We start from the raw sequence: 24686 nt of genomic DNA on the forward strand, positions 1-24686 counted from the left end.
TTAAGAAAGGAGATTATTATAAAAAGTAAAACTACAAAAGAAAAAATTTCTTTTTTCTCAGCAATGATGATTGTTTTTGGTGGAGCAATTGGAGCTGGAATCTTTTTTAAAGCAAAAAGCGTTATTAATTATTCTCATGGTTCATTGATATTAGCTATTTTTTCATGAATAATAGCGGCTGTTGCTATTATAACAATGGCTCTTGCTTTAATTGAAATTTCTAGTATTAGAAATGATAATTTATCATTTGTAGGTTGAAATAAAGTTTTTAACTCAAGAACAATTTATAAAGCAGCTAAAAACTTTGTTGCATATATTTGTATTCCTCTTACATTCTTTTTTATGCCAATTTATGCAATTATTTCACTTCAAAGTGGAATAGGTTTACTTTCTGGCGGCGTAAATACTTTTAACGTTGTTATACACTCATATAATATAGATTGAATAATTTGAACTTTAATTTCTCTTGTAATTACTAGCTATTACATTATTGTTCCGGCTATATTTACAAAATTAGGTAATATTCAAAATATTATTACTACATCAATTAAATTTATTCCAGTCATTTTAATTATTATTATTGGCTTTACATTAATGGTAAGCAATAATATAGATAAAGATGCTTTAAGTATTGCTACAAATACTAATTATGTAACTAATAATCCTATTGATGGTATTTCTTCATTTGAGAATATAGGAGCAGTTTTTGGTGTATTTTTATCTATAGCAGGAATTTTCTTCGCATATGATGGTTTCTTTGTAGTTTCAGGTATTTCTACTGAAATGAAACATCCTAAAAAAGCACCAATGGCTCTTTTAATTGGATTAATAATTACAACAGTTATTTATTTATTAATTGCTATTTCGCTTTCTATAACAGGTGGGGATTTAAATGGTATTCAACCTTATTTAAATAAACTGTTAAAGTCTGAATATGCAACTAATATTATTCTTGGAATTATTAATATCATGTTATCTATTGGTGTATTAGGAATATTAAATGGTTTTTCGCTTTGAGGGCCAAGATATATTGAAAATCTCCTTTCAAAAGGTGAATTACCATTTTGAAAAAAAGCAATAGGAAAATTAAATTTTGATAAACCTTGATATGGAGTTAAATATATTTTGAAATTAACTATACCTATTGTTATTATTTTTTCAATAATAGGTGTATTAGGATATGCACAAATTGGTCAAGAAGGACAATATTGATATTATAAAGATGGTATTAAAATTTTTATTTATGGTTCAGAGGGCATGACTAAGCTAATTGTATTTAGCGATTTAATTGGTAATTGAACTGCTTTATTCACTTTTGTTTTTATAGGATTTTCTATAACAGGAGCAATTAAAAATAGAATAAAGAAAAAAGATGAAATTAAGCATAAAACTAAATATTTTATGCCATCAGCAATAATTAGTGTAGCAATAGTTTTTTTATCATCGATAGTTATTGTTATAGCTCCAATAATTGATTTATTTTTATTAATAAATACTAATCCAAGTACGGAAATAATTATTTCGAAAATTTCTTTAGTTGTTGTTCTTCTTATTTATATTGGGCTTTCATTTATTCCAACAGAAATAGAAAATTATTTTATTAGAAAAAGATTTATAACTCTTAAAGAATATAGAAAATGAAAATGAAAATTGCTTTCTGAAAATCAAAAACATAAGTCTTAATTTATTTAAGACTTTGTATTTATTTAGATTTAGATAAAAGATAAATAAAATTATTAAAAAAATTATTTCTTAAATATAATTAATAAGCATCGGCTAATAGCTGCACATAGTGTAGAGGAAAGTCCGCGCTTGCACCATCTGCGATGATGGTAGTGTTTGTGTCAATTCTAATAAAATTGAGCATAGTACGACTAGTGCCACAGAGACGAGAAACATGAAACGAGGTAAACTCCGCAAGCAAGAAACCCAAATTTTGGTAGGGGAATCATTCAAATCAAATTGAAGAAATGAATGAAGTATTATTTTATTAAATAATATTAGATAAATTATTAGCGCCCGTAAGGGTACAGAACGCGGCTTATAGATGTAAGGCATCATAATGGTGCTTTTTGTTATTTATTTTTGGAAATGATTAATAAAATTGGTATGTTATTAGAACCTTTACTAAAATTATCAAAATTTGTCATTTTTAGATCAATTTATCTAAAATTTTAAATAGAAATGTTTTATGATATAATTTATTATTATTTAAATAACGGAGGTTTATATATGAAAAAAAAATTATTACTTTCTTTAACAACAGCTTCATTAGTTGCTGTTCCTGTTGTTGCTATTTCATGTAGCAGTGCAGCAAGAGCACAAAGAGAAGCTGAAGAAGCAAGAAAAGCAGAAGAGGCTAAAAAAGCAGAAGAAGCAAGAATTGCTGCTGAAAAAGCAAAAATTGAGCAAGAAAAAGCTAAAAAAGAAGCTGAAAGATTAGCTGAAGAAGCAAGAAAAGAAAAAGAAAAAGCTGAAAAAGAAGCTGCTGAAAAAGCTAGAAAAGCAGAAGAGGCAAGAAAAGCTGCTGAAGAAGCAAGAATTGCTGCCGAAAAAGCTAGAATTGAAAAAGAAAAAGCTGAAAAAGAAGCTGCTGAAAAAGAAGCTAAAAGATTAGCTGAAGAAGCAAGAATTATTGCTGAACAAAATGCTTCAACATGACAAAAAATTAAAAACTGATTCAAAAAAACATTTAGTAAAAAACAATAAAATGAATAAAAACTTGCATTACAAAATGCAAGTTTTTATTATTAAATTTTAAGTTTCTTTTCAAGTTCATTAAAGTTTATTGAACTTTCTATTTCTAAAAGTTTGTCATCAATTTGTTTTTCTTGTTGTTTATTAATATTTATTTGCTTAATATTAATTGGTTTAGAAATTCTTTTTACTGAACTAGAAATCGTATTATCTTTTAATATAGTTGCACCAATGATATTTTTGATCATAATTTTACTCATTTTTTCTGAAGTTAAAGTAGGTAAAATCGCATTAGTATTAATAACATTATTTACTTCATCAGCCCTAAATATCACTTTGTCTTTAGAATTTACCTCACTGGCTAAAGTGATAATATGTTTTTTAGTTTTAGATTGTTCAAATAATTTTTTACCTATAACTTGACGATAAGCACTTTCTATATTTGCTAAATTTATTTTTTTAAGTCCAAATATATTTGATATAAATAATACATCCATATTATTTTTAACAAGAGCTAATACTGAAATATAATCATTCTTCTTCAAATTGCAACCTTTTATTCCTTGCGCGCTTTTACCATATATAGGAATATCACTTTCAAAATATTTATTACAATTACCTTGTTCTGAAATAAGAAGAATATTCATTTCATTATTAGATTCACAAGCTCCAATTACATAATCTTTTTCTTTTAGTTTTATAATACTCATTAAGTTTGTTCTAGATGTTTGAAGTTCTTTAAGAGCAATTCTCTTAATCATTGCATATTTAGTGGCTATAACTATATAATTAACAGATTCAAAATCATCTACTGCTATCATTGAAATAACTGATTCGCCTGAATGTATATCAATAAGATTAGAAATATGATCCCCTAAATCTTTTCATTTAGTTTCGCTAATTTTATAAATTGGAACATTAGCATATCTACCATGATCAGTAAATAATAATAAGTTAGATGTTGAATTTGTCTTAATTATATTAACAAGAAAATCATCTGGTTTTAATTTATATGATTCTATTTCATTGGCATTATAACTAGATTTAGTTAGCTTTTTAATATAACCATGTGAGCTTAAACCAATATATATTTCTTCAACTTTAAGAAGATCTATTTTATTATATGTTGAACTAAATTCATCTGTTTCGATTTGCGTTCTTCTAGTAAATCCATATTCTTTTTTTATTTCTTGAAGTTGGAAGATTAATCATTTATTAAATTCTGCTTTATCATTAAGTAAATTTCTATAAAAAGTAATTGACTTTTCCAATTCTTCTTTTTGTTGTAAATAAGCTTGTTGATCAGTTAATGAAAGTTTATATAAACGAAGATCAGCAATTGCTTTTGCTTGATTTTCAGTAAAATTATGAATTTTAATTAAAGAATTAATTACACCCAATCTTGAATTACTACTGTTTCTAATGGTTTCAATTACCTCATTTGAAATTTGAGATAATTTAATAAAACCATTAACAATTTCAAGTCTTTTTAATGATTTTTCAAGATCGAAATTAATAGTTTTATATTTTATTTCTATTACATGATTTAAGTATGAATCAAGTAACTTATTTAGTGAAAGAAGTTTTGGTGCATTTTCAACTATAGCAACATTATTAACATTGTAATAAACTTGTAATTCTGTTTTTGAGGCCAAAAAGTTTCAAATAGAGTCGTGATCAGCTTCTTTAGTTAAAGTGATAAGAATAGAAATACCATTTCTATCACTTTGATCTTTAACTTCAACTAAACCAGAAATTTCACCACTTTGAATATGTTTATCAATATCATAAACAAGTTTAGATTTAATTACGCCGTAAGGAATTTCTATTACTTCTATATATTTATTTTTATTATCTCCGCTAAAAATTTTTTTAGCAACTAATGTAATTCTACCATTACCTATTTCATAAACTTTTTCAAGATTATTAATACCATAAATAATTCCTCCTGTTGGAAAATCTGGACCCTTAATATGTTTCATTAAACCTTTAGTTGTTATTGATGGATTTTTAATTTTAGCAATAGTAGCATCAATAATTTCAGATAAATTATGAGGTGGCATATCAGTTGCAAATCCAGATGCAATTCCTTTAGCGCCATTTAAAAGTAAATTAGGAATTATAGAAGGTAAAACGGTAGGCTCTTGTTCTGAATCATCAAAATTTGGAGTAAACTTCACAGTATTTTTTTCTAAATCATTTAACATTAAATTTGTAATTTTAGAAAGTTTAGCTTCAGTATAACGCATGGCAGCAGCAGGATCATCATCGATAGAACCAACATTACCATGCATATTTACAAGCGGAACATTCATTTTTCAGCTTTGAGCCATTCTAACCATTGCTTCATATATGGAACTATCTCCATGTGGATGATACTTACCAATAACATCACCAACTACTCTAGCTGATTTTTTAAATGGTTTATCATTTGTTAAGTTAAGTTCAAACATAGAATATAAAATTCTTCTTTGAACTGGTTTTAATCCATCACGCGCATCAGGAAGTGCTCTTTGTTGAATAATATATTTAGAATATCTTCCAAAGCGATCATTCATAATTAAATCAAGAGATTGATTAATAATATTTTGATTTATAAATTTATTTTTCATTTGTTACCTCAAAATCATCTTCTAAAGAAAAATTAACATTATTTGTTATTCACTCTTTACGTTTATCAGCTGCATCACCCATTAAAGTTGATACACGCCTTTCGACAATATTGGCATCATCTATACCAACTTGAATTAAAGTTCTTGTTTTAGGGTCCATAGTAGTTTCTCATAACTGATCAGCATTCATTTCTCCTAATCCTTTATATCTTTGAATTTCATATGATTTTAGTTTTGCAGTTTTATCTTTTAATTCTTGTTCATCTCATGCATATAAAATTTCATTTTTAGCTTTTATTTTATATAAAGGCGGCAATGCTATATATATCATTTTATTTTCTATAAGAGGTAACATATAACGAAAGAAAAATGTTAAAAGTAAAATTTGAATATGAGCACCATCAGTATCGGCATCAGTCATAATAATAATCTTTCCGTAATTTGACTTTTTAATATCAAATTCTTTTCCTATTCCTGCTGAAATCGTATTTATAATTGTTGAAAGTTCTTCATTTTTCAATATATCAGTAAGTTTAGTTTTTTCAGTATTTAAAACTTTACCTCTTAATGGTAAAATTGCTTGAGTTTGCCGATCTCTTCCTGATTTTGCACTGCCACCAGCAGAATCACCTTCTACTAAAAATAACTCTCTTTCTTCAGCTTTTTTTGATTGAGCAGGAGTTAATTTGCCAGAAAGTATTTGTTTTTCTTTTAATTTATTTTTAGCAGTTCTTGTTTCAATTCTTGCTTTTCTTGCTGCCATTCTTGAATCAAAGGCATGTTTTATTTTATTAAAAATAATAGTAGCTTCTTTATTATGTTCATTTAATCATGTTCTTATAAATCTAGAAGTAATTTCTTCAACAACTCCTTTAGCCTCTGGAGTACCTAACTTATCTTTGGTTTGACCAACAAATTCCAAAATTGTTTCTGGAACTTTTAAGGAAATAATAAAGGTAATACCCTCTCTAATATCTTCCCCATCAAAACTATTTTTACCTTTAATAATATTTTTATCATATGCATATTCATTAAATGTTTTTGTTAAAGCACTTTTTAATGCAATCTCATGAGAACCACCATCTCTTGTTTTAACATTATTAACAAACGAGATAATAGTTTCATTGAAGCTATCAGTATACTGAAAACCTAATTCAACTTCAATATTATATTTTTTATCAGTTTCTGCATAAGTTACAATCGGTGTAATTCCTTTTTTTGATTCATTCATAAAACCTATAAAAGCGCTGACACCATTTTCATAATGGAAAATGTCTTCTCTTTGATTGATTTCATCGACTAATTCAATTTTTAATCCGGCAATTAAAAATGATTGCTCTCTTAAACGCTCTGAAATTAAATCATAGCTAAAACTTGATCTTTTAAAAATCTCATAATTAGGTCAGAATTGAACTTTTGTTCCATTTTTTGTTGTATTTCCAATTGCTTTTGTTCTAAAAGTGATGTTATCTCCATTTTCAAATTGCGTTAAATAAATTTTTTTGTCGCGATAAACTTCAACTGACAATTTGCTTGAAAGCGCATTTACTACAGAAGAACCAACACCATGAAGTCCGCCAGAAGTTTTATAAGCACCTTCTGAAAATTTACCACCAGCATGTAAATCGGTAAATACTACTTCAACTGCTGACTTATTATTTGAGTGTTTACCAACAGGAATTCCTCGACCATCATCTTCAACAATAACACTTTTATCTTTTTTTAGTGTTACTTTAATTTGTTTGGCGTAGCCAGCTAAAGCTTCATCAATTGAATTATCTACAATTTCTCAAATAAGATGATGAAGCCCATTTACATCTGTTGAACCAATATACATACCTGGTCTTTTTTTAACAGCTTCAAGACCTTCTAATTTTTTAATGCTATTTTCGTTATAATTGTTATTCATAATTTTAATTATAACAATTTTAAAATTTTTAAAACCTTATAAAATCAAGATATTAATAACATATCAAAGTGTCATAAATAATGCTAATTAATAATGAAAAATGTTATTTTACTTTATTTTAGAATTTAAATAAAAACTTTTAGAATACATAAATTTAAATTTCCAAAATTTACAGTAATTATTTAATTTTGAATTAAATATAATTATAAAAATAATAAATTAAAATTAAACAAGATATGTTTATAAAAATATTATGTACATTAATAAAAACATTATTTTTTGAATATACAAAATACTATATTAAAGAAAAAAAATAAATTAAAAACACCATAACAAATAATTATGATGTAAATTAATAATTTACTTAATTGTTAAAATAAATTTCTTTTTGTTTAAAAAAATGAACTTTAATTTTAAATTCTTCTTCAATTTGATTTTAATATCAATTCCCATAACTTCTTCCCTGAGTTTTATAGAAAATATAGAGAAAGACTGAAAAATAATAAAATTGAAATTAATGATGACTTGAAATTTGAAGCCGGTCTATCTGATTCCACTGATATAGATGTTATGTATATTTGAAAAGCCTTAAATCAGCATTTAATTACCAAAGAAACACTTACAAAAGATGAAATAAACGAATTAGTGCAAGGTATAAAATCCTCAAATACTGAATACATGAAAGCTGAAATAATCGAGCAGTTTATGATATACTGAAATTCAAGTTCTTATTCTGATAGAGTTAAGATGACGACAGGAAACGCCGCTTTCAATAAAAGCATTTCTGATATGGCAAAAAAATTTTAAAGAAAAAATATCTCAATGAATCAAAGAATATGTGCTAAAAAAAGATTTATTTACTACTTTATATATAAGATCATTAAAAAATGGCGTGTTAAATTTTGATAAAAATATTAAAAAACATTTTTTGTTAAAAAACTAAATTCCTTTAGCAAAAAGGATGATAAATTAATTAAAAGATTTACACAAGAAATAACAGATTTTTTTTATAAAGTGTATGAAGTATTAATATGAAATGAAAATGATAATAATGAATCAATAAGTTTTACTATTAATAATGACTTCGTTTTCTAAAAATATATTAATAAAAAACGTAAATAGTAAAGCAAAAATCACTTTACTATTTTTATTTTATTAAATAATTAAAAAAATATTTAATATTGATAATTATAAGTGCTATCTAGTAATTAATTATTGATAATTAGATTTAAATTTTTTCATTATAATTTTTAATGTTCAAGCTGATAATATGTTAAATTCATAATCTTTATACTGCATTTTTTCTAAATTTTTCCCTTTTTTAAAATTTTAGTTGTTTTTTGACTATTACTTAGTGTGGATAAAAATCCTGCAGAAAAGAGATAAAAAAATGGAATTACACAAAACATTTAAACTAGCTAATAAAATTACCAAAAAACAACATGAAAATATTATGAAGTTGTATGAAAATCATGAATATATATTAATTTATGATGAAAATGATGTTCAACACACATTAGTAAGTTATAATACTTTTAAAGAAATATCTTCTGTTGGAGCAAATGTGAATAGAAAAGAATTTGAAGAATTTAAAAAAGATCTTTTAAAGGCAATCAAAGATTCTGAAATTAGTCGTAAGACTGATAAGCTTGAAGCCGAAAAACAACGTCAAAAAGATAAGGCTGAAATGAATCAAAATCTTATTTCATTTAAAAATGAAATACTTGAAATGCGTCGTTTAGATAAGCTTGAAGCCGAAAAACAACGTCAAGAAGATAAGGCTGAGATGAATCAAAATCTTATTTTATTTAAAAATGAAATACTTGAAATGCGTCGTTTAGATAAGCTTGAAGCCGAAAAACAACGTCAAAAAGATAAGGCTGAAATGAATCAAAATCTTATTTTATTTAAAAATGAAATACTTGAAATGCATCGTTTAGATAAGCTTGAAGCCGAAAAACAACGTCAAGAAGATAAGGCTGAGATGAATCAAAATCTTATTTCATTTAAAAATGAAATACTTGAAATGCGTCGTTTAGATAAACTTGAAGCTGAAAAACAACGTCAAGAAGATAAGGCTGAAATCTTAGCTTTAATTAAAACTAATCACGTTGAAATTACTAATAGACTCGATAGAATTGAGTCTGATGTAGAAATGCTTAAAACATTTCATATTGAGGATATAAAAAAATACCATAAACAAAATAAATAAATTTTTTTAAAATGCACTCATAGTTAACTCTATGGTAAATTTTTTAATTAATTTATTTTATAAATAAGGTTTCTAATAAATATGACTATTTAGCATATTTATAAATTATTAAATATACCAAAAGGCATAAAGATTTTAAGAATAAAAAAATACAACATAGTATTATTAACACTACTATAATTTGCAATATATAGAAAAACAAAACAATGATTAAATATGCTGAATTTTTGGCTTTTAACGCTAAAATAAAAACTTAGGGCTTATAATTTAAACCTAAATAATATATTTTACTTTTTTAAAAAGTTGAAATTAAAACTGCCTTTGGGCAGTTTCCAAGTAATATTTAATATCTATATAACATTAATTATTAAAATAAATTTCCTTTTGTTTAAAAAAGTGTACTTTGATAGAGAATTTACTTTCAAGTTGTTTTTTAATATCAATAGCCATAACTTCTTCTGTTAGGTGAGGAATTTCGAGAACATCAATCTGCATTTGATTAAAGCCTATTCATTCATTCCATTTAAAATCACTAGAAATAAAAAGAGAATTTTTGTATTGTTTTGATAAACTTACAATTTGATTATAATCACCACTACCTGAAAGTAAAATAGCATTTTCAAAACTTTTTGCTATTTGGAAATTACTTCGCGTATTTTCAACATTAAAATTATTTTTTAAAGCCGAAAGTAAAATATTGATATTACTATTTAACTTAAACATTACAGCATAATTAAGAATTAAAAATGGTGAAAATCCTAATAATTTAACAATTTGAAAACTTGTTCCCTCGTTGTCAATATCATAATTAGTATGCAATGATAATGTTGTAATCTTATGCTGATTAATTAAATTTATTATTTGCTTTTTATAAGGGTTTTGCAATATGTCTTTTTGTTTTGTTTCGGCAAAAATAAAAGGATGATGTGAAATTATTAAGTTTATATCATTATTAATGCAGTAATTAACAACTTCTGTTGTGATATCAACACAAGTCAGAATACCTTTTATGTTATAATTTAAATTATTTTTAAAGCTAAAACCAGCTTTATCTCATTCTTCTTGAGTGTTTAATGGATATTTTCCTAAAAGAAAATCTACTACAGATTGTTTTTTTAGCTTATTCATAATAATTTTTTAAGAGTTTTTTCTTATTGGTATTGCTTTTCATTTTTCTGATAATTTTAGCCTCAATTTGTCTAATTCTTTCTTTAGTTACATTTTTCTCTTCAGCTAATTCATCAAGTGAATGAACACGGAATTTATTACCAAATTCATCATAACCTATTCCGTATCTTTGTTTAATTAATTCTTGTTCCTCTTCTTCAAGACTTTCTTTAAGAAGATCATCAATAATATCACTTAATTCATTTTGAGCCGCAAAATCTAAAGGTGAAGGAATATTATCATCTTTAACAAAATCAGAAAAGCTAGTATCATTTTCTTTACCTACGTTTTTATCTAAACTAATTGGATCAATATTGATTTTTCTGATGTATTGTACTTTTTCAGCATCAAAATCTTCTCCTACACAAGCTGCTATTTGATCATCAGTAGGCATAAAACCATTTTCCTGTTGAAATTCTCTTTCACAACGAATTACCTTATTAATTGTCTCTACCATATGAACAGGAACTCTAATTGTTCTAGCTTGATCAGCAACTGCTCTAGTTATTGCCTGTCTAATTCATCATGTTGCATATGTAGAAAATTTAAATCCTTTATGAAAATCATATTTTGAAACTGCTTTAATAATCCCAGCATTTCCTTCTGAAATAAGATCGATAAAACTTAATCCTCTACTTTTATATTTTTTAGCAATATTAATAACAAGTCTAAGATTTCTTTTAATTAACTTTTCTCGAGCTAATCTTCCCTTTCTTCCTCCTTGTTCAATTTTAACTGCTAATTCTTTTTCTTCTTCAGCTGTAAGTAATTTTCCATACTTACCAATTCAACGCATGTATCATTTTACAATATCATTAGTTTCTGTTAGTTTATTTGAAAGTTTTTTATTGCTATATCTTTTTTCTTTCTTATCGTCAGTAGCAATTTCTTCTTCATCTTCTTCAAAATCTAATAAATTATCATCATCAAGTAAATCTGAATCATCATCATTCACTATAAAATCTTCTTCAGATTCAAAATTGGGCTCTTCTTCATCTAAAACGCTTTTAACAAGATCTTCATCATCTTCTTCAACTAGTAATTCATCATCAGTATCTGCTTCATATTTAATTAAACTTTTTGATGTTAATAACTCAAATAAATCATCAAGATTTTCATCATCTAAACTATATTTTTTCTTTTCCAAGTAATCATGAACATCTTCATGAGATAAGTTTCCCTTATTTTTTTGTTTAATCTTTTCTAAATCGCTAATAATTTTTTCATATTTAATATCCATTTTTACTCCTGCATCTCTATTTGCTGTTTTAATTTTTCTTTTATTTGGTTCATTTTTCTTTTTAATTCAATAATTCTTTTTGTGTCTTTTATTTGTGAATATTTAATTATCAATTCCTGTAAATTCTCTAAGTAAGCCTTGTAATATAATTCAATAAAATCACTCATTCTTTTAGTTTCATTATAAACATCTTCATCTTGCGATGTGTTAACATCTTCATATAAAATTCTCAACTTATTTCCTATTTTATTTTTAAAGTAAACATTTTCGTTTTTTAAATAAAATGATTGAGCTTCAGATTTAATTTTATTAATTAAGCTTTGAATTTCACTTTGAATAGGTTGATCATCATTGATACTATCTCTAAATGCTTCTAATTGAATAAATTTTTTTCTAAATTTATTTGACGATTCTTGAATAAACATATTTTCTTCAAATAATTTACTTGTCGTTTGATTATTCGAATCTGAAAAAATAAAGTTAAGAAATTTATTATTTAAAATTAAAAAATAAATCAAAATTTCTCTAAATGAATTTATGATTTCAGAAGATGTAGTATTAATTTGATTAGTTAATTCTTCAAATGTTGCTTTTCTATTTGTAATATTTTTTTGATCTTTAAAATTTAAAGGGTCAATGCCTAAAACATTTTTTAAAATTTTATAATACGTTTCTTTTACTTCATTAGATTTAATTCTTTGAAGATATTTATCAAATTCTTTAAAGAAATTAAGCGATTGTGTAATGCCGCCACTACGTTTATAAGTTGTATTACCTTCAGCATCTTTAAATGCCAAATCATTTTCGAATGCTAATGTTTCAAAGATAAAATCTATTCCTTTAACTAAATTAGTTTTTATAATAGAATGAAGTTTTTCTTCTCCATAAGCATTAATAATTTCATCTGGATCTTTATTTTCTTTATTAAAAACAATTTGCGTATCAATATAATTTAATGTTAATAGTTTAGCAGCACCAAATGCAGCCTTAATACCTGCTGTATCTCCATCTAAAAATAATATAACTTTTTTAGCAAATTTAAGAAGATTAACATGTTCTTGGGTAAGAGCTGTTCCCATTAAAGCCACGGCATTTTTAATGTTTGCTCTATAAAGAGCAATCACATCCATCATTCCTTCACAAACATAAAGTTCTTTATCAGGATTATTAAATCCATTTTCAAATAATTGAATATGCGCCTTATCAAAATTGTATAAAACAGATGATTTATGAAAAACAATACCTTCTTTTGAATTTATATATTTTGCTTCATTATTAACTATAGTTCTCGCACTAAAACCAATCATGTATCCAAAAGCGTCTTTAATTGGAAAAATTATTCTATTTCATAAAATTGCATTTCCCTTTTCATTGGTTAAACCCGCCTTATAAATAACTTCAGAGCTAAAACCCTGCTCTTTAAGAAAATTAATTGCATCATTGCCTTTAGCAAAACCAATATGAAAGGTATTAATTATTTCTTGCGTTATATTTCGCGATTTTAAATATTCTTGAGCTTGTGGAGCATTAAATAATTGATCAAAATAATAATTAAAAACTTTTTTTAAACAACGAAGAACTTCAATTTGTTCTTCATTATAATTTGCTCTTTGTACATATGTTTTTTCTTTAGTATTTTCTTCATAAATAATATTAACGCGTTGAGCTAATTTTGCAAGAGCTTTTTCATAACTAATATTTTCAATTTCTTTAACAAATTTAACAACATCGCCTCCAGCACCACAAGCAAAACATTTATAAATTTGTTTTTTAGGCTCAATACTAAAAGAAGGCGAAGTATCTTCATGAAATGGACAAATAGCTTTATAAGAATTGCCTTTTTTATCAAGTGTTAAATAATCCGATATTACTTCAACAATATCATTAGCAATTTTTATTTCGTCATATTTGTTCATTCAAAGCTCCTTTTATAAATATTTGTAAATATCTTTAATACTAATACGTTTTTGTTCCATAGTATCACGATCACGCAATGTTACACTTTCATCATTAGAATCATAATCATAAGTAATACAAATTGGTGTACCAATCATATCTTGTCTACGATATCTTTTGCCAATAGATCCTGATTCATCAAAAATTGTTGGTATGCCTTTTGAAGAAAGTTCTTCATAAATTTTATAAGCACTTTCAGATTGTTTTTTTGTAAGTGGCAAAATAGCAACTTTATAAGGAGCAATTTTTTTATCAAATTTAAGAATTATTCTATCTCCTTCTGTTTCAAATGCATCGCAAATAATTGCAAGCATTAAACGATCAAGACCAATTGAAGGTTCAATTACATGAGGAAAAATTTTTTGATTTTCATCATTTAAATAAAATAAATTCTCTCCAGTAGCTTTTGAATGAGATGTTAAATCAAAATTTGTGCGATTGGCAATTCCCATAAGTTCGCCTCAACCAAAAGGAAAATTAAATTCTATATCAGTTGTTGCTGAAGAATAATGTGCCAACTCTTCTTTTCCATGAATTCTAGTTTTAATTGAAGATTCTTTTATTCCCAACTCAGTTAAAAATTCTCATGATTTTTTGATATATTTATTAAAAATTGCATTAGCATTTTTTTCTTCACAAAATATTTCAAGTTCTAATTGTTCAAATTCTCTTGTTCTAAAAATAAAATTACCCGGTGTCACTTCATTTCTAAAAGATTTTCCTTTTTGAGCAATCCCCATTGGTAATTTGGCTCTAGTTGCTCTTTGCATATTTTTGAAATTAATAAAAATACCTTGTGCAGTTTCCGGTCTAAGATAAATAGTTGACTTACTTCCCTCAACTACTCCTTGTGCGGTTTCAAACATCAAATTAAATTTTCTAATTGGAAGTCATTCACATTTTGAATTTTCATGTACTTTAATGTTTTTTATAATTCAATTGTACATATCAGCATCATTCATTGCTTCAACATTAATTTCTTTATTATATTCTTCAATCAACTTATCTGCGCGATATCTTTTATTATTAATTTTGTTTTCAATAAGTGGATCGCTAAAATTATCTAAATGTCCTGAAGTTTTTCAAACATTAGGATGCATTAAAATCTTTGTATCAATTAAAAAATTATTTTTTTCTTTCAAAACGTATCTGTTTTTTCAATAATTATAAATATTTTCTTTAAGTATTACACCAAGATGTCCATAATCTCAAGTGTTTGAAAGACCACCATAAATTTCAGACCCTTGAAAGACAAAACCCATTTGTTTTAAATGGGCAATAATTTCATTCATATTTTTACTTTGATTATCCATAAAAATTCCTCTAATTTAAAAATAATTATTTACATTATATATTATTATAAAATAATATAATTAATTATTATGATAAACTGGGAAAAACTTTGACTAGTAGAAACTGATACTGTGTGTGGAATTGGATGTTTTTTTAATGATTGTAATCTTGATGATTTATATGCAGCAAAAAACAGAAATAAAGAAAAAAAAATTATGATTTTAGTAGGAAGTATTCAACAAGCTGAAAGCTTTAAACAATGAAATAAACAAGCAAGTAAATGGGCAAAAATTAATTGACCAGGAGCACATAGTATTATTGTAAATAATCAAGGTTTTAGAATGCCAAATAGTGAAAAATTATGTAATTTTTTACTTAAAAATGGTCCTATGTATCTTACTTCAGCCAATATAAGTGGCGAGCCAACTTTAAGTTTAAAACAAGCAAAAAAAGTTTTTAAAAATATTAGTAATTTTGTCAAAATTGAGCCTGAAAATATTACAAATAATCCTAGTTCCATATATGATTTAAATAAAAAAATATTTTATAGATAATTTCAAATATTAGTATCTAAAAAATATATTTTTTTAATATAAAATAATATTTCCATATTTTTCCACATAAATACATTTTTTCGTTTTCGTATCATTAGCTTACTTATAATTAAACTGTTATATATTAAATCATTAACTCAATTCATAATTTGACTAATGTATTTTATATAACATTTTTTAAAATAACATGAGGAGTTAAAATGACAAAAAGCAAAAAGATATTACTAAAACTTGCGGGATTTGCATCACTTGGAGCAATTTCTGCAATTGCAGTAAGTTGTGGAAACAAAACTGTAAAACCTCAAGAAAACGTTTCACTAGACTTTAATGGCAAAGTAAAAATTGCTATTGAAGAAGCATGAGAAAAGATTATTACAAATGCACTAGGAAAATTAACACCTGAAGAACAATCAAAAATTGAAATTGTTAAACTAGAAAATGGTACAGCTGGATCATACATTGAAAATAACATTGTGAAAGATCCTGCTGAAGCAGCTGATATTTTTCCTACAGCATTAGATAAATTTGATAGCTTAGTATCAAAAGGTTCATTATTTGAAATTAAAAAAGAAGATTTAGAACAATATGGCGAAAATAGTGAATTAGTAGAAATTAATGGAAAATACTGAGGATATCCATTAAATGTTGAATCAATTTTTACAATTTATAATATAGAAAAATTTCCAAATGGTATTGAGTCAATTGATCAAATTTTAACAACAGATCCAACTCAAACTAAATTTGCTGCACAATTTAATAATATGTGACATGGATCAATCTTCCCTAATACATTATTCTCAATGACAGATAAAGATGTTGCAAAACAATGAGTGGGAAGTAAATTATCTAAAGCATCACCAATGTTAAAAAATCCAGAGTTTAAAAAACTAATGGAAGAGCTATACAATTATAATGTTTCACTTAAAAAATCAGGTGGGGCATTACAAAGAATTGCTACAAACAACAATAGAGATGAAGCTATTAGACAAGGAATTGCTGATGGGTCAATTCAAGGAATAATTGATGGACCATGAATTGTTCAAGAAGTTATTTCACGTATTATGAAAACTTTTGATGCTGATAAACCTAAAGCAGTTGAAATGCTTAAAAAACTTAGAGCCGCAAAATTACCTACATATAAAAATCAACAATTAAGACACTTTAAGGGTGGATGAGCTTTTTCAATTAACAAAGCCGCTTTATTAAAAGGTAATGATATTAAAAGAGCTTCTAACAAATCAAGATTAGCTAATAAATTTGCTTCATTATTAACAAGTGCAGAGTTTGCATCAGATTGATTTGCACAAGGCGGAAAAATTTCAGGAGCTAAAGATGCTCAACCTAAAGTAGCTGCTGAAGATATGAAATTACAAATCCCTGGTGATGCTAAAAATACATTACATGATATGAAAGAATGAATTAAAGTTCCAGGATTTAAAGAGGCTGTTGAATCATTCTTTTCAGGAACATTATCAGCTGTAGGTAAACAAGCAGGATACAATGTTAAACAACCTACATGGCCTGGCGGAGGTTTCTGAGATGCATGAGATAAAAATGGATTTTCATCAGAATTTAAAGATTTTAATCAATTTTGAGCAAAATTTGCTGAAGAAATTAATTTAGCTTACATTGATAAAAAAGAAGAAGAGAAAAAACCTGAAGCTGAAGTTAAACCAGAAATGAAACCAGAAGCTAAAATGGATGAGAAAAAATCAGAAGAGAAAAAACCTGAAGCTGAAATAAAACCAGAAGCTAAAATGGATGAGAAAAAACCTGAAGCTGAAGTTAAACCTGAAATGAAACCAGAAGAGAAAAAATCTGAAGCTGAAGTTAAGCCGGAAATAAAACCAGAAGCTAAAATGGACGAGAAAAAACCAGAAATTAAACCAGAAGAAAAAAAGCCTGAAGCTAAAATGGACGAGAAAAAACCAGAAATGGAAAAAGCTACTGAAGTTAAAGCTTAATCAGAAGCAAAAATTAATATAAATTATGAATAATCAGACTAAAATTGAAGTTAAAAAATGATTATTCTTTACAATAATTGCATTAATCTCGTTGATTGTTATTCTTACGACATTTAATGCAATTATTTTTTTAATAAATAATAGTTATAATAAAAAATATCTAGATTCTTATATGCAGCAATATTGAGTAAGTTATTTTGCTGCTAACAATATAGAAGAAAAAATCCTTAAACAATATGGAGAAAACTTTAATAGTCAATTTCAAAATATGAAAGACTTATTCCAATTTAAAGATTTAATTGAAAGATTAAAAGCTAGTGCATTATCTGATTTAAGAGTTAAAACAATAACTCAATTAGGTATGTCAATGATGATTTGAATTTCAATATCTGGATATTTATATTATGGATTTGTAAAAGCTGGTATTGGTTATGTATTTACAACATTTATGACAGTAATATTCATATTACAGTTAGTTGGAACATGAGTAATTGGTAATCCATCATTAGCAACACAAATTATTACTACTATAGTAACTATATTATTATTAGGAATAACATTTTATATTTATTTATTATTGAATCAAAACAAATTTTACCAAAAAAATAAAACAAGGTGAGTGTAATGGCAACAAAATTAATTCTTTATTGTCATAAACATGACAAAAATTTTACTTTAATTAGTGGAATTACACTTAGAAGCTTTTATCTTCATAAATATCTTCAACTTTTAATGAATAAAGATATTAAACTTTTAGAAGAAAAATGGGATTTATCTCAAGAAGAATCAAAATTTTTAGCAGCATGAAAAGCCGAACTAAATAGCGAAGAAAAAAATCTAATAAAAAATGCTATAAAAGAAAATAAAAAAATAACAAAAGCAAATTTCTTTTTTAATCCATTTTCTAATGGGAAAGAAATTGTAAATATGGGAATGTTGGAATTTGAATATGATGGCTTTTCATATAAAAGAAAATATAATAATTTAAAAAATATTACTTTCATTCAAAAAGAAAACGGCATTTTAATTAAATGTCCAATTGATGAAAATGAATTTTTAGATGTATTACAACAGGAGGAGGTGATTTAATGAGTTTGATTTCTGTATTACAACAAAATGATAATAAAACTACTAAGGCTGTTAAAGATATAAAAATAAAAGAAAAGATAATTTCTTTAACAAATCATTATAAATCTGTTAAAAAAAGAATTAAAACTGATTTAAAAGAAAAAAATAGAATAGCTTCAACAGAATATAAAAATGAAATTTTGGTTTTAAAATCATTAAAAAGACTTTATTGAAATGAAGTTAAAAAACAAAAAGCTAAGCTTGAATATAAAATAGCTCAAGAAAAAGCTTTAGTAAAAATTATTGATGGCAAAAATGTTGAATTAGAGCTTAAAAATGCAATTGAAAAAAATCAACTAGAAACATTAATATTTTCTCAATCAAATGAACAAGAGAATATTAATTCCTTAAAAGAATTAAGCTCAAAAGCACTTTTAAATACTCAAAATAAAGATCGTATTAAAAAATACAAACAAGAATTTCAAATGGAAATAAAAAATTTAAAAGAAAAGTATTTTTATGCGGAAGAATCAAGAAAAAATAAAACCATTAAATTAATCAAAAAATTAAAAGAAAAATTAAATTTAGAATTAAAACAAATTAAAAAAGAAAATAAATTATCATTAATAGAAAATGAAACAAAATATAAAAATGCTATTTTAAATGCAAAAAAAGATTACATATCAGCACTTCATTTTATTAGAAATAATGATATTTATTTAAATTCTTATGGTGATCCTGTTTCAGAAATTTTGGGTTTAAAAGAAATAATATCTTTAGTCAAATCTAAAAAATTTAACGATATTTTAAATATATCTGAAATAAAAAATACTAAAAGAAATGCAATAGTTAAAAAATTTAATATAACAAAAAGTCAAATTAATAATATTGTTGAAAGATTTCAAGTAAATGAAGAAAAATATACTAATGACTTAATATTGGCTCATAATTCTTTCTTTATTTATAAAAAAATACTAATTGAAAATTTAACAGAAGAGCGTATTATACTTTTATTAAATGATCTAAAAAAAGCTAATTCACAATTTATATCATTAAATAACTTTAGTGGATTAGATTCAATTAAAACTCAGTATGAAAATGGTGATTTTGATATTGAATTTATTGAAATTACAACAAAAAATAAAAAATTCTTTAAAGAATTAAAATCAGCTGCTTTAAAAATTAAAAAATGTATTAAAACAATTAATTTTACCCAAGCAGAAAAATTAATTGAGTTAACTCTTAATTATGATACTTATTTAGAAAAAGCAAAAATTATGGATCGTTTTGCTCAAAATAGAGAAATAATTAAATCAAAACTTGAATCAAAAGTACCTAATAAAGATAAAATTAAAAATCAGCAACACATACTTTTAAATGATTATCGTGAAAAAGTATTATGAGTTAAAAACTCTGATTGAACAAAAGAAGCTAAAAAAAATAAATTAGAAGAACTAAAATTCAAATTTAAAACATCATTTAGAGCTGTAATTTTAAATGATGAATACTATTCACTTAAAGATCGTTTAAGATTTTCTTATTTAGAAGAAAAAAGAGAATTAGACAAAGTCCAAAAAATTAATGAAACAACTATAGATGACGAAATTAAGAAAATTCCAACTAAAGCTAAAAAGGGGAGTGCTTCTTTAGCAACTATTGCAAGTTTCTTATTTCCTGGGATAGGACAAATAATAAATAAAGAATGATTAAAAGGTGGAATTTTCTTAATAATTTCATTAATTCTTTACATAATTTTAGTGCCATATATTTTTGGTGCTTACCCTCTTCCTCAAACTGTAGAAATTTCTGGAGTATTAAATGGTATCTTCGGATTTTGAAATTTATCGCCTTCTATTGATATTGGTGGTGGTTTTGGTATTAACTATCACGATCCAAGAATTAGAATTATTGAGGGCATTATTTCAATTATATTTATTGTATTTTGAATTCTAATTGCTATTAGTGCTAGTGCAGATGCATATAGAAGTGGTAAGCTCAGAGAATTAGGATATAGACAAAAAAATAATAGAGATACTATTAAATTCTTAAAAGGACAAGGGTTGCCTTTACTATTTTCATTACCAGCATTTATTATGATTATGTTTATTGTTATTCTTCCATTAATAGCAACAATCTTAATTGCATTTACAAATTATGGAGCTAAAGGTCACCAACCTCCATCAAATCCACTTAATTGAATAGGTTTTGATAACTTTAAGGATTTATTTACAGGTTCATCAGGTAGATCATTTAGTTATGTAACTTCATGAACTTTAATATGAACATTTTCAGTAACAATTATTACTATTGTTGTAGGAACATTATTAGCTCTTATTGTTGATAACCCAAGAATGAAAGCTAAAAAACTTTGATCATTAATATTTATCTTACCTTGAAGTGTTCCAGCTTTTGCTACAATTTTATTTTTTAAAGCAGCATTTGTTGGTGCTGGTACACAAACATACTATAATGAATTTTTTCATTCAAATGTAGCTTTTGCTTCTAACTATCATATTATGAGAATTCTTTTAATTTCAATTCAAGTATGATTAGGTCATTCATATGTTTTCTTATTAGTTAGTGGTATTAAAAAGGGGATTCCTGAAGATCTTTATGAAGCTTCTTCAATTGATGGATCTTCACAACAACAAAAATTTTCAAAAATTACAGCACCACTTATTCTTCAACAAATTGCTCCATTATTAATTGGACAATTCTTATTTAACTTTAATAACTTTGGATTAATCTTCATGTTTTCAGGTGGAGATCCACAGCCAAGTGAATTTATTGGAGAAGGTTCACCAGGAGCAACAGATATTATTATTTCATTAATATTTAAAATAACAACAGCAGAAAACGCGAAAATTGGTTTAGCTTCAGCATTTACAATGATTATGTCAGTATTTATTGTTGGATTAAGTTTAATTATGTTCTTAAGAACAAAAGCATTTAAGAAAGAGGAATAATATGGAAAGTAAAATGACTAAAAATAATAAATTATCTTTTTTATCTCGTTTAATAAGAAAACTTAATCCTCTTGCCAATTCATATGCTAAAGCTTACCAAATAAAATTAAAAAATAAATATCAAGAATATATTAATAACTTTTTAGAAAATCAAGAACATAATAAAGTAATTTCAAGAAATGATTTAAGAGCAATTAAAGTATTTAATGCTAAAAATGATACTAAAAATGCTTTAAGTATTTATACACAAGAAATATTAGCTACCAATAGTAATAATGAACCTATCATTCTAATGGTAAAACTTTTATCCTTATACTCAAGCTATTTACCGCTTTCTTCAAATGCTCGCTATAAAACACTTAAATTAAATAATATATTTGAAAAATTAATTTTGGCCCATGTTTCAACAATGTCAAATGAATGACAGGAAGATATAAAAAAATTAATTGAAACAAAAAAAGAATTAATGTTACAAAAACAAAATGTAGTTGATTTTGAAGTAGATGTTCAAAGAAATTTTTACTGAAATTTAACACAAAAAGTAGTTGACATAATTCAAAAACATGTAGAACAAATTGTCAAAATTCCTCATAATATTTACTGACTAATTGCGAAATCACAAATTTTATTAAATGAATCTTTATTTTATTTAAAACAAAAAAATCAGTATTCATTAGCAAAAATTATTGATTATGAACATGTAAGTTTTATTAATGCAAATACATATCTTGAATTAAAAGAAACTATTATTAATTCTCCAATAATAAATTGTGATAGTTATTTAACTCACTTAAGTGAAACAAGTAAATACATAAGATTATCTGACTTGCCACCAATTACATTATTTGACATAATTAAATTAGTTATCTCATATGCACTTTTAATTATGTGATCGGTAATAATTATTACGCCATTAGTGCAAATGATTATTAAATCATTTGATAGTAATTCTATTCAATACTTGACAGCGGTACCTAATAATGGATTAAATAATCCATGATATTTCCATTATGAAAATTTATTTATAGGTACACAATTTAGATATTGACTAACTAATTCAATAATAATTGCTACTTCTACAATGACTCTTACTGTTGGATTTACATTATTACTTGCTTATGCATTTAGTAGGTTTAGATTTCCAGGAAGAAAAAAATCTATTATGGCAATAATGATTATTCAAATGGTACCATCAGTAGCAGCGCTTGCAGCTATCTTAGTGCTTTGAAAAATCTTTGTTCAAGTATCACCATCATCATCTAACAAACAAATATTATCAATTATTTTCTTAACGATAATTTATACAGGCAGCGGGTTAACTGGTAATACATTTATATTAAAAGGTTATATTGATTCAATTCCTGTTGACCTTGATGAAGCAGCAAAAATTGATGGCGCTTCAACTATTAAAGTATTTACAACGGTTATAATACCACTTGCAAAACCAATGATTGCAATTGTAGCATTATGATCATTTATTGGTCCATTTGGAGACATTATCTTACCTAAATTATTATTTGGTTCAGATTCTGATGCTCTTAAACAATATACAATGGCTGCTGGATTATTTTCTTTAATTACAGGTAGAACTGTTTTACAACATGAATTTTTAGCTGGAGCTATAATTACAGCAGTTCCTCTAACAATCTTATTTATACTAACGCAAAAATTTTTAGTATCAGGTTTAACTAAAGGAGCAGTGAAATAATGAAAATAGAATTTAGAAATATTGCCAAAAAATATGCAGGACGTGAAAATTACACACTTCAAGATATTAACTTTAAGATAGATGATCAAGAATTCATCGCTCTTTTAGGACCTTCTGGTTGTGGAAAATCTACGCTTTTAAGAATGTTGGCAGGATTAAACTCAATTACTAAAGGAGATTTACTATTCGATAATATTCGTGTTAATGGTCTTTCTCCCAAAGATCGTGATATTGCTATGGTTTTTCAATCATATGCTTTATATCCACATTACAATGTTTATGATAATATTGCTTTTGGCTTAAAAATCAGACATGAACCAAAAGACTTAATTGACAAAAGGGTTAATTATGTTGCTAAAACTTTAAAAATTGAAGAATATCTTTCAAATAAGCCGGGAGATATTTCTGGAGGGCAAAGACAACGTGTAGCTTTAGGTAGAGCGATAGCTAGAAAGCCTAAGCTATTCTTAATGGATGAGCCATTATCAAATTTAGATGCAAAACTACGTGAAAACATGCGTAGTGAAATTGTTAAAATTCATAAACTACTTAAAACTACAACTGTTTATGTTACACATGATCAACTTGAAGCGATGACAATGGCTGACAGAGTTATTTTAATGAATGCTTCAGTAATTCAACAAATTGGAAAACCAAGAGAATTATATGAAAGACCAGCCAATATTTTTGTTGCTAAATTTATTGGTACACCAACAATGAATATTTTGAAAGTTAAAAAATCAGGCGATACACTTTCACTTGATGGTCGTTTAATAATTAAATTAAGTTTAGAACAACAAAAGTTACTTGAAAACTATGAAAATAACCAATTATATATTGGTATTCGCTCAGAAAATATTAGCCTAACTTCAAAAACTGAAGAATCAAATGTAGAAGTTGAATTAATATTACATGAAATACTAGGTAAAGAGGAGCAAGGACAATTCATATTTGAAGTAGATAACAATATCGTCGTTACTATGGCGCCTGGTCAAGATTTAACAGTTGGAAATAAATATTTATTAAAATTTGACACCTCTAAACTCCATTTCTTTGATGCGGAAAGTGAAAAACGTATTAACTAATTATAAAAACATTGGGTATTTCCAGTGTTTTTTTATTATAAATATATTATTAACACTTTTAAAGCAATACATATTTTTAATAATTTTGTAATCAATAAATTTAAAAATTATTAATTACTTAAATAAACTCCTGAGTTTCCAAGTTAAAGCCATATATTTTTAGTAAGGATATATAAATATATCCTTTTTTTATTTTTTAAATATACATTGTATGCTATAATTTAAGTATGTCTAAATTTAATATATTAAACTGCA

General features: G+C 25.4%; 17 protein-coding genes and 1 other RNA gene. 12 read left to right on the forward strand and 6 right to left on the reverse strand.

Annotated elements, in window-relative coordinates; translation table 4 throughout:
• Nucleotides 1-45: 45 nt before the first annotated feature.
• From QMA87_RS03110 to QMA87_RS03120, 3 genes are all read left to right on the forward strand, one after another.
• The gene (locus QMA87_RS03110) at nt 46-1683 is read left to right on the forward strand and encodes an amino acid permease (RefSeq protein ID WP_283833862.1); all 1638 of its coding nucleotides are present in this window, start codon (nt 46-48) and stop codon (nt 1681-1683) included.
• An 85-nt stretch (nt 1684-1768) separates the two neighbouring features.
• An RNA gene (rnpB, locus tag QMA87_RS03115) (RNase P RNA component class B) lies at nt 1769-2049 on the forward strand.
• Nucleotides 2050-2232: 183 nt separating this feature from the next.
• On the forward strand, nt 2233-2709 hold the full coding sequence (locus QMA87_RS03120; RefSeq protein WP_283823965.1) for a variable surface lipoprotein: 477 nt from the start codon (nt 2233-2235) through the stop codon (nt 2707-2709).
• Between the two features lie 41 nt (nt 2710-2750).
• On the opposite strand, the gene QMA87_RS03125 is transcribed toward QMA87_RS03120, so the two are convergent.
• Together QMA87_RS03125 and parE are read right to left on the reverse strand one after the other, a co-directional pair.
• Nucleotides 2751-5309 (reverse strand): DNA gyrase/topoisomerase IV subunit A, encoded by a 2559-nt coding sequence (locus tag QMA87_RS03125; protein ID WP_283833857.1) that lies wholly within the window; start codon nt 5307-5309, stop codon nt 2751-2753.
• A complete protein-coding gene (gene parE / locus QMA87_RS03130; RefSeq protein ID WP_283833858.1) occupies nt 5299-7218 on the reverse strand; it encodes a DNA topoisomerase IV subunit B in 1920 nt (639 codons plus the stop codon). Before parE ends, QMA87_RS03125 begins: the two co-directional genes overlap by 11 nt.
• Before the next feature lie 570 nt (nt 7219-7788).
• Between parE and QMA87_RS03135 the strand changes: the two genes are divergently transcribed.
• Nucleotides 7789-8025, forward strand: coding sequence for a hypothetical protein (locus QMA87_RS03135; protein ID WP_283833859.1), 237 nt, complete (start codon nt 7789-7791; stop codon nt 8023-8025).
• Between the two features lie 583 nt (nt 8026-8608).
• On the forward strand, nt 8609-9430 hold the full coding sequence (locus QMA87_RS03140) for a hypothetical protein (RefSeq protein ID WP_283833860.1): 822 nt from the start codon (nt 8609-8611) through the stop codon (nt 9428-9430).
• 360 nt (nt 9431-9790) lie between these two features.
• Here QMA87_RS03140 and QMA87_RS03145 read toward each other — a convergent pair whose 3' ends face one another.
• The 4 genes from QMA87_RS03145 to QMA87_RS03160 are packed head-to-tail and all read right to left on the reverse strand — an operon-like array spanning nt 9791 to nt 15106.
• On the reverse strand, nt 9791-10558 hold the full coding sequence (locus tag QMA87_RS03145; protein ID WP_283823960.1) for a Nif3-like dinuclear metal center hexameric protein: 768 nt from the start codon (nt 10556-10558) through the stop codon (nt 9791-9793).
• Nucleotides 10551-11837, reverse strand: coding sequence for an RNA polymerase sigma factor (locus QMA87_RS03150; RefSeq protein ID WP_283830450.1), 1287 nt, complete (start codon nt 11835-11837; stop codon nt 10551-10553). The genes QMA87_RS03145 and QMA87_RS03150 overlap by 8 nt, the downstream gene beginning before the upstream one ends.
• Before the next feature lie 2 nt (nt 11838-11839).
• Nucleotides 11840-13753 carry a DNA primase gene (dnaG, locus tag QMA87_RS03155; RefSeq protein WP_283823958.1) on the reverse strand — a complete coding sequence of 638 codons (1914 nt, stop codon included), beginning with the start codon at nt 13751-13753 and terminating at the stop codon, nt 11840-11842.
• A 12-nt stretch (nt 13754-13765) separates the two neighbouring features.
• The gene (locus QMA87_RS03160; RefSeq protein ID WP_283827233.1) at nt 13766-15106 is read right to left on the reverse strand and encodes a glycine--tRNA ligase; all 1341 of its coding nucleotides are present in this window, start codon (nt 15104-15106) and stop codon (nt 13766-13768) included.
• Nucleotides 15107-15175: 69 nt separating this feature from the next.
• Here QMA87_RS03160 and QMA87_RS03165 point away from each other — a divergent pair, with 69 nt between their 5' ends.
• The 7 genes from QMA87_RS03165 to QMA87_RS03195 all read left to right on the forward strand — a co-directional run bounded on the left by QMA87_RS03165 (nt 15176) and on the right by QMA87_RS03195 (nt 24431).
• The gene (locus QMA87_RS03165; RefSeq protein ID WP_283823956.1) at nt 15176-15640 is read left to right on the forward strand and encodes a Sua5/YciO/YrdC/YwlC family protein; all 465 of its coding nucleotides are present in this window, start codon (nt 15176-15178) and stop codon (nt 15638-15640) included.
• A 200-nt stretch (nt 15641-15840) separates the two neighbouring features.
• Nucleotides 15841-17604, forward strand: a complete 1764-nt coding sequence (locus tag QMA87_RS03170) for a hypothetical protein (RefSeq protein WP_283830448.1) — start codon at nt 15841-15843, stop codon at nt 17602-17604.
• A gap of 25 nt (nt 17605-17629) precedes the next feature.
• Nucleotides 17630-18229 (forward strand): hypothetical protein, encoded by a 600-nt coding sequence (locus QMA87_RS03175; RefSeq protein ID WP_283823954.1) that lies wholly within the window; start codon nt 17630-17632, stop codon nt 18227-18229.
• Entirely contained in the window at nt 18229-18693 is a 465-nt protein-coding gene (locus tag QMA87_RS03180; RefSeq protein ID WP_283827235.1) for a hypothetical protein, read from the forward strand. Before QMA87_RS03175 ends, QMA87_RS03180 begins: the two co-directional genes overlap by 1 nt.
• Nucleotides 18693-21638, forward strand: a complete 2946-nt coding sequence (locus QMA87_RS03185; RefSeq protein ID WP_283833861.1) for a carbohydrate ABC transporter permease — start codon at nt 18693-18695, stop codon at nt 21636-21638. The genes QMA87_RS03180 and QMA87_RS03185 overlap by 1 nt, the downstream gene beginning before the upstream one ends.
• A gap of 1 nt (nt 21639) precedes the next feature.
• Entirely contained in the window at nt 21640-23346 is a 1707-nt protein-coding gene (locus QMA87_RS03190) for a sugar ABC transporter permease (RefSeq protein ID WP_283830446.1), read from the forward strand.
• On the forward strand, nt 23346-24431 hold the full coding sequence (locus tag QMA87_RS03195; protein WP_283823950.1) for an ABC transporter ATP-binding protein: 1086 nt from the start codon (nt 23346-23348) through the stop codon (nt 24429-24431). The genes QMA87_RS03190 and QMA87_RS03195 overlap by 1 nt, the downstream gene beginning before the upstream one ends.
• Nucleotides 24432-24686: the final 255 nt, after the last annotated feature.

Origin of the sequence: Mycoplasma phocimorsus, from assembly GCF_030077875.1 — a bacterium.
GTDB lineage: Bacteria > Bacillota_I > Bacilli_A > Mycoplasmatales > Metamycoplasmataceae > Mycoplasma_H > Mycoplasma_H phocimorsus.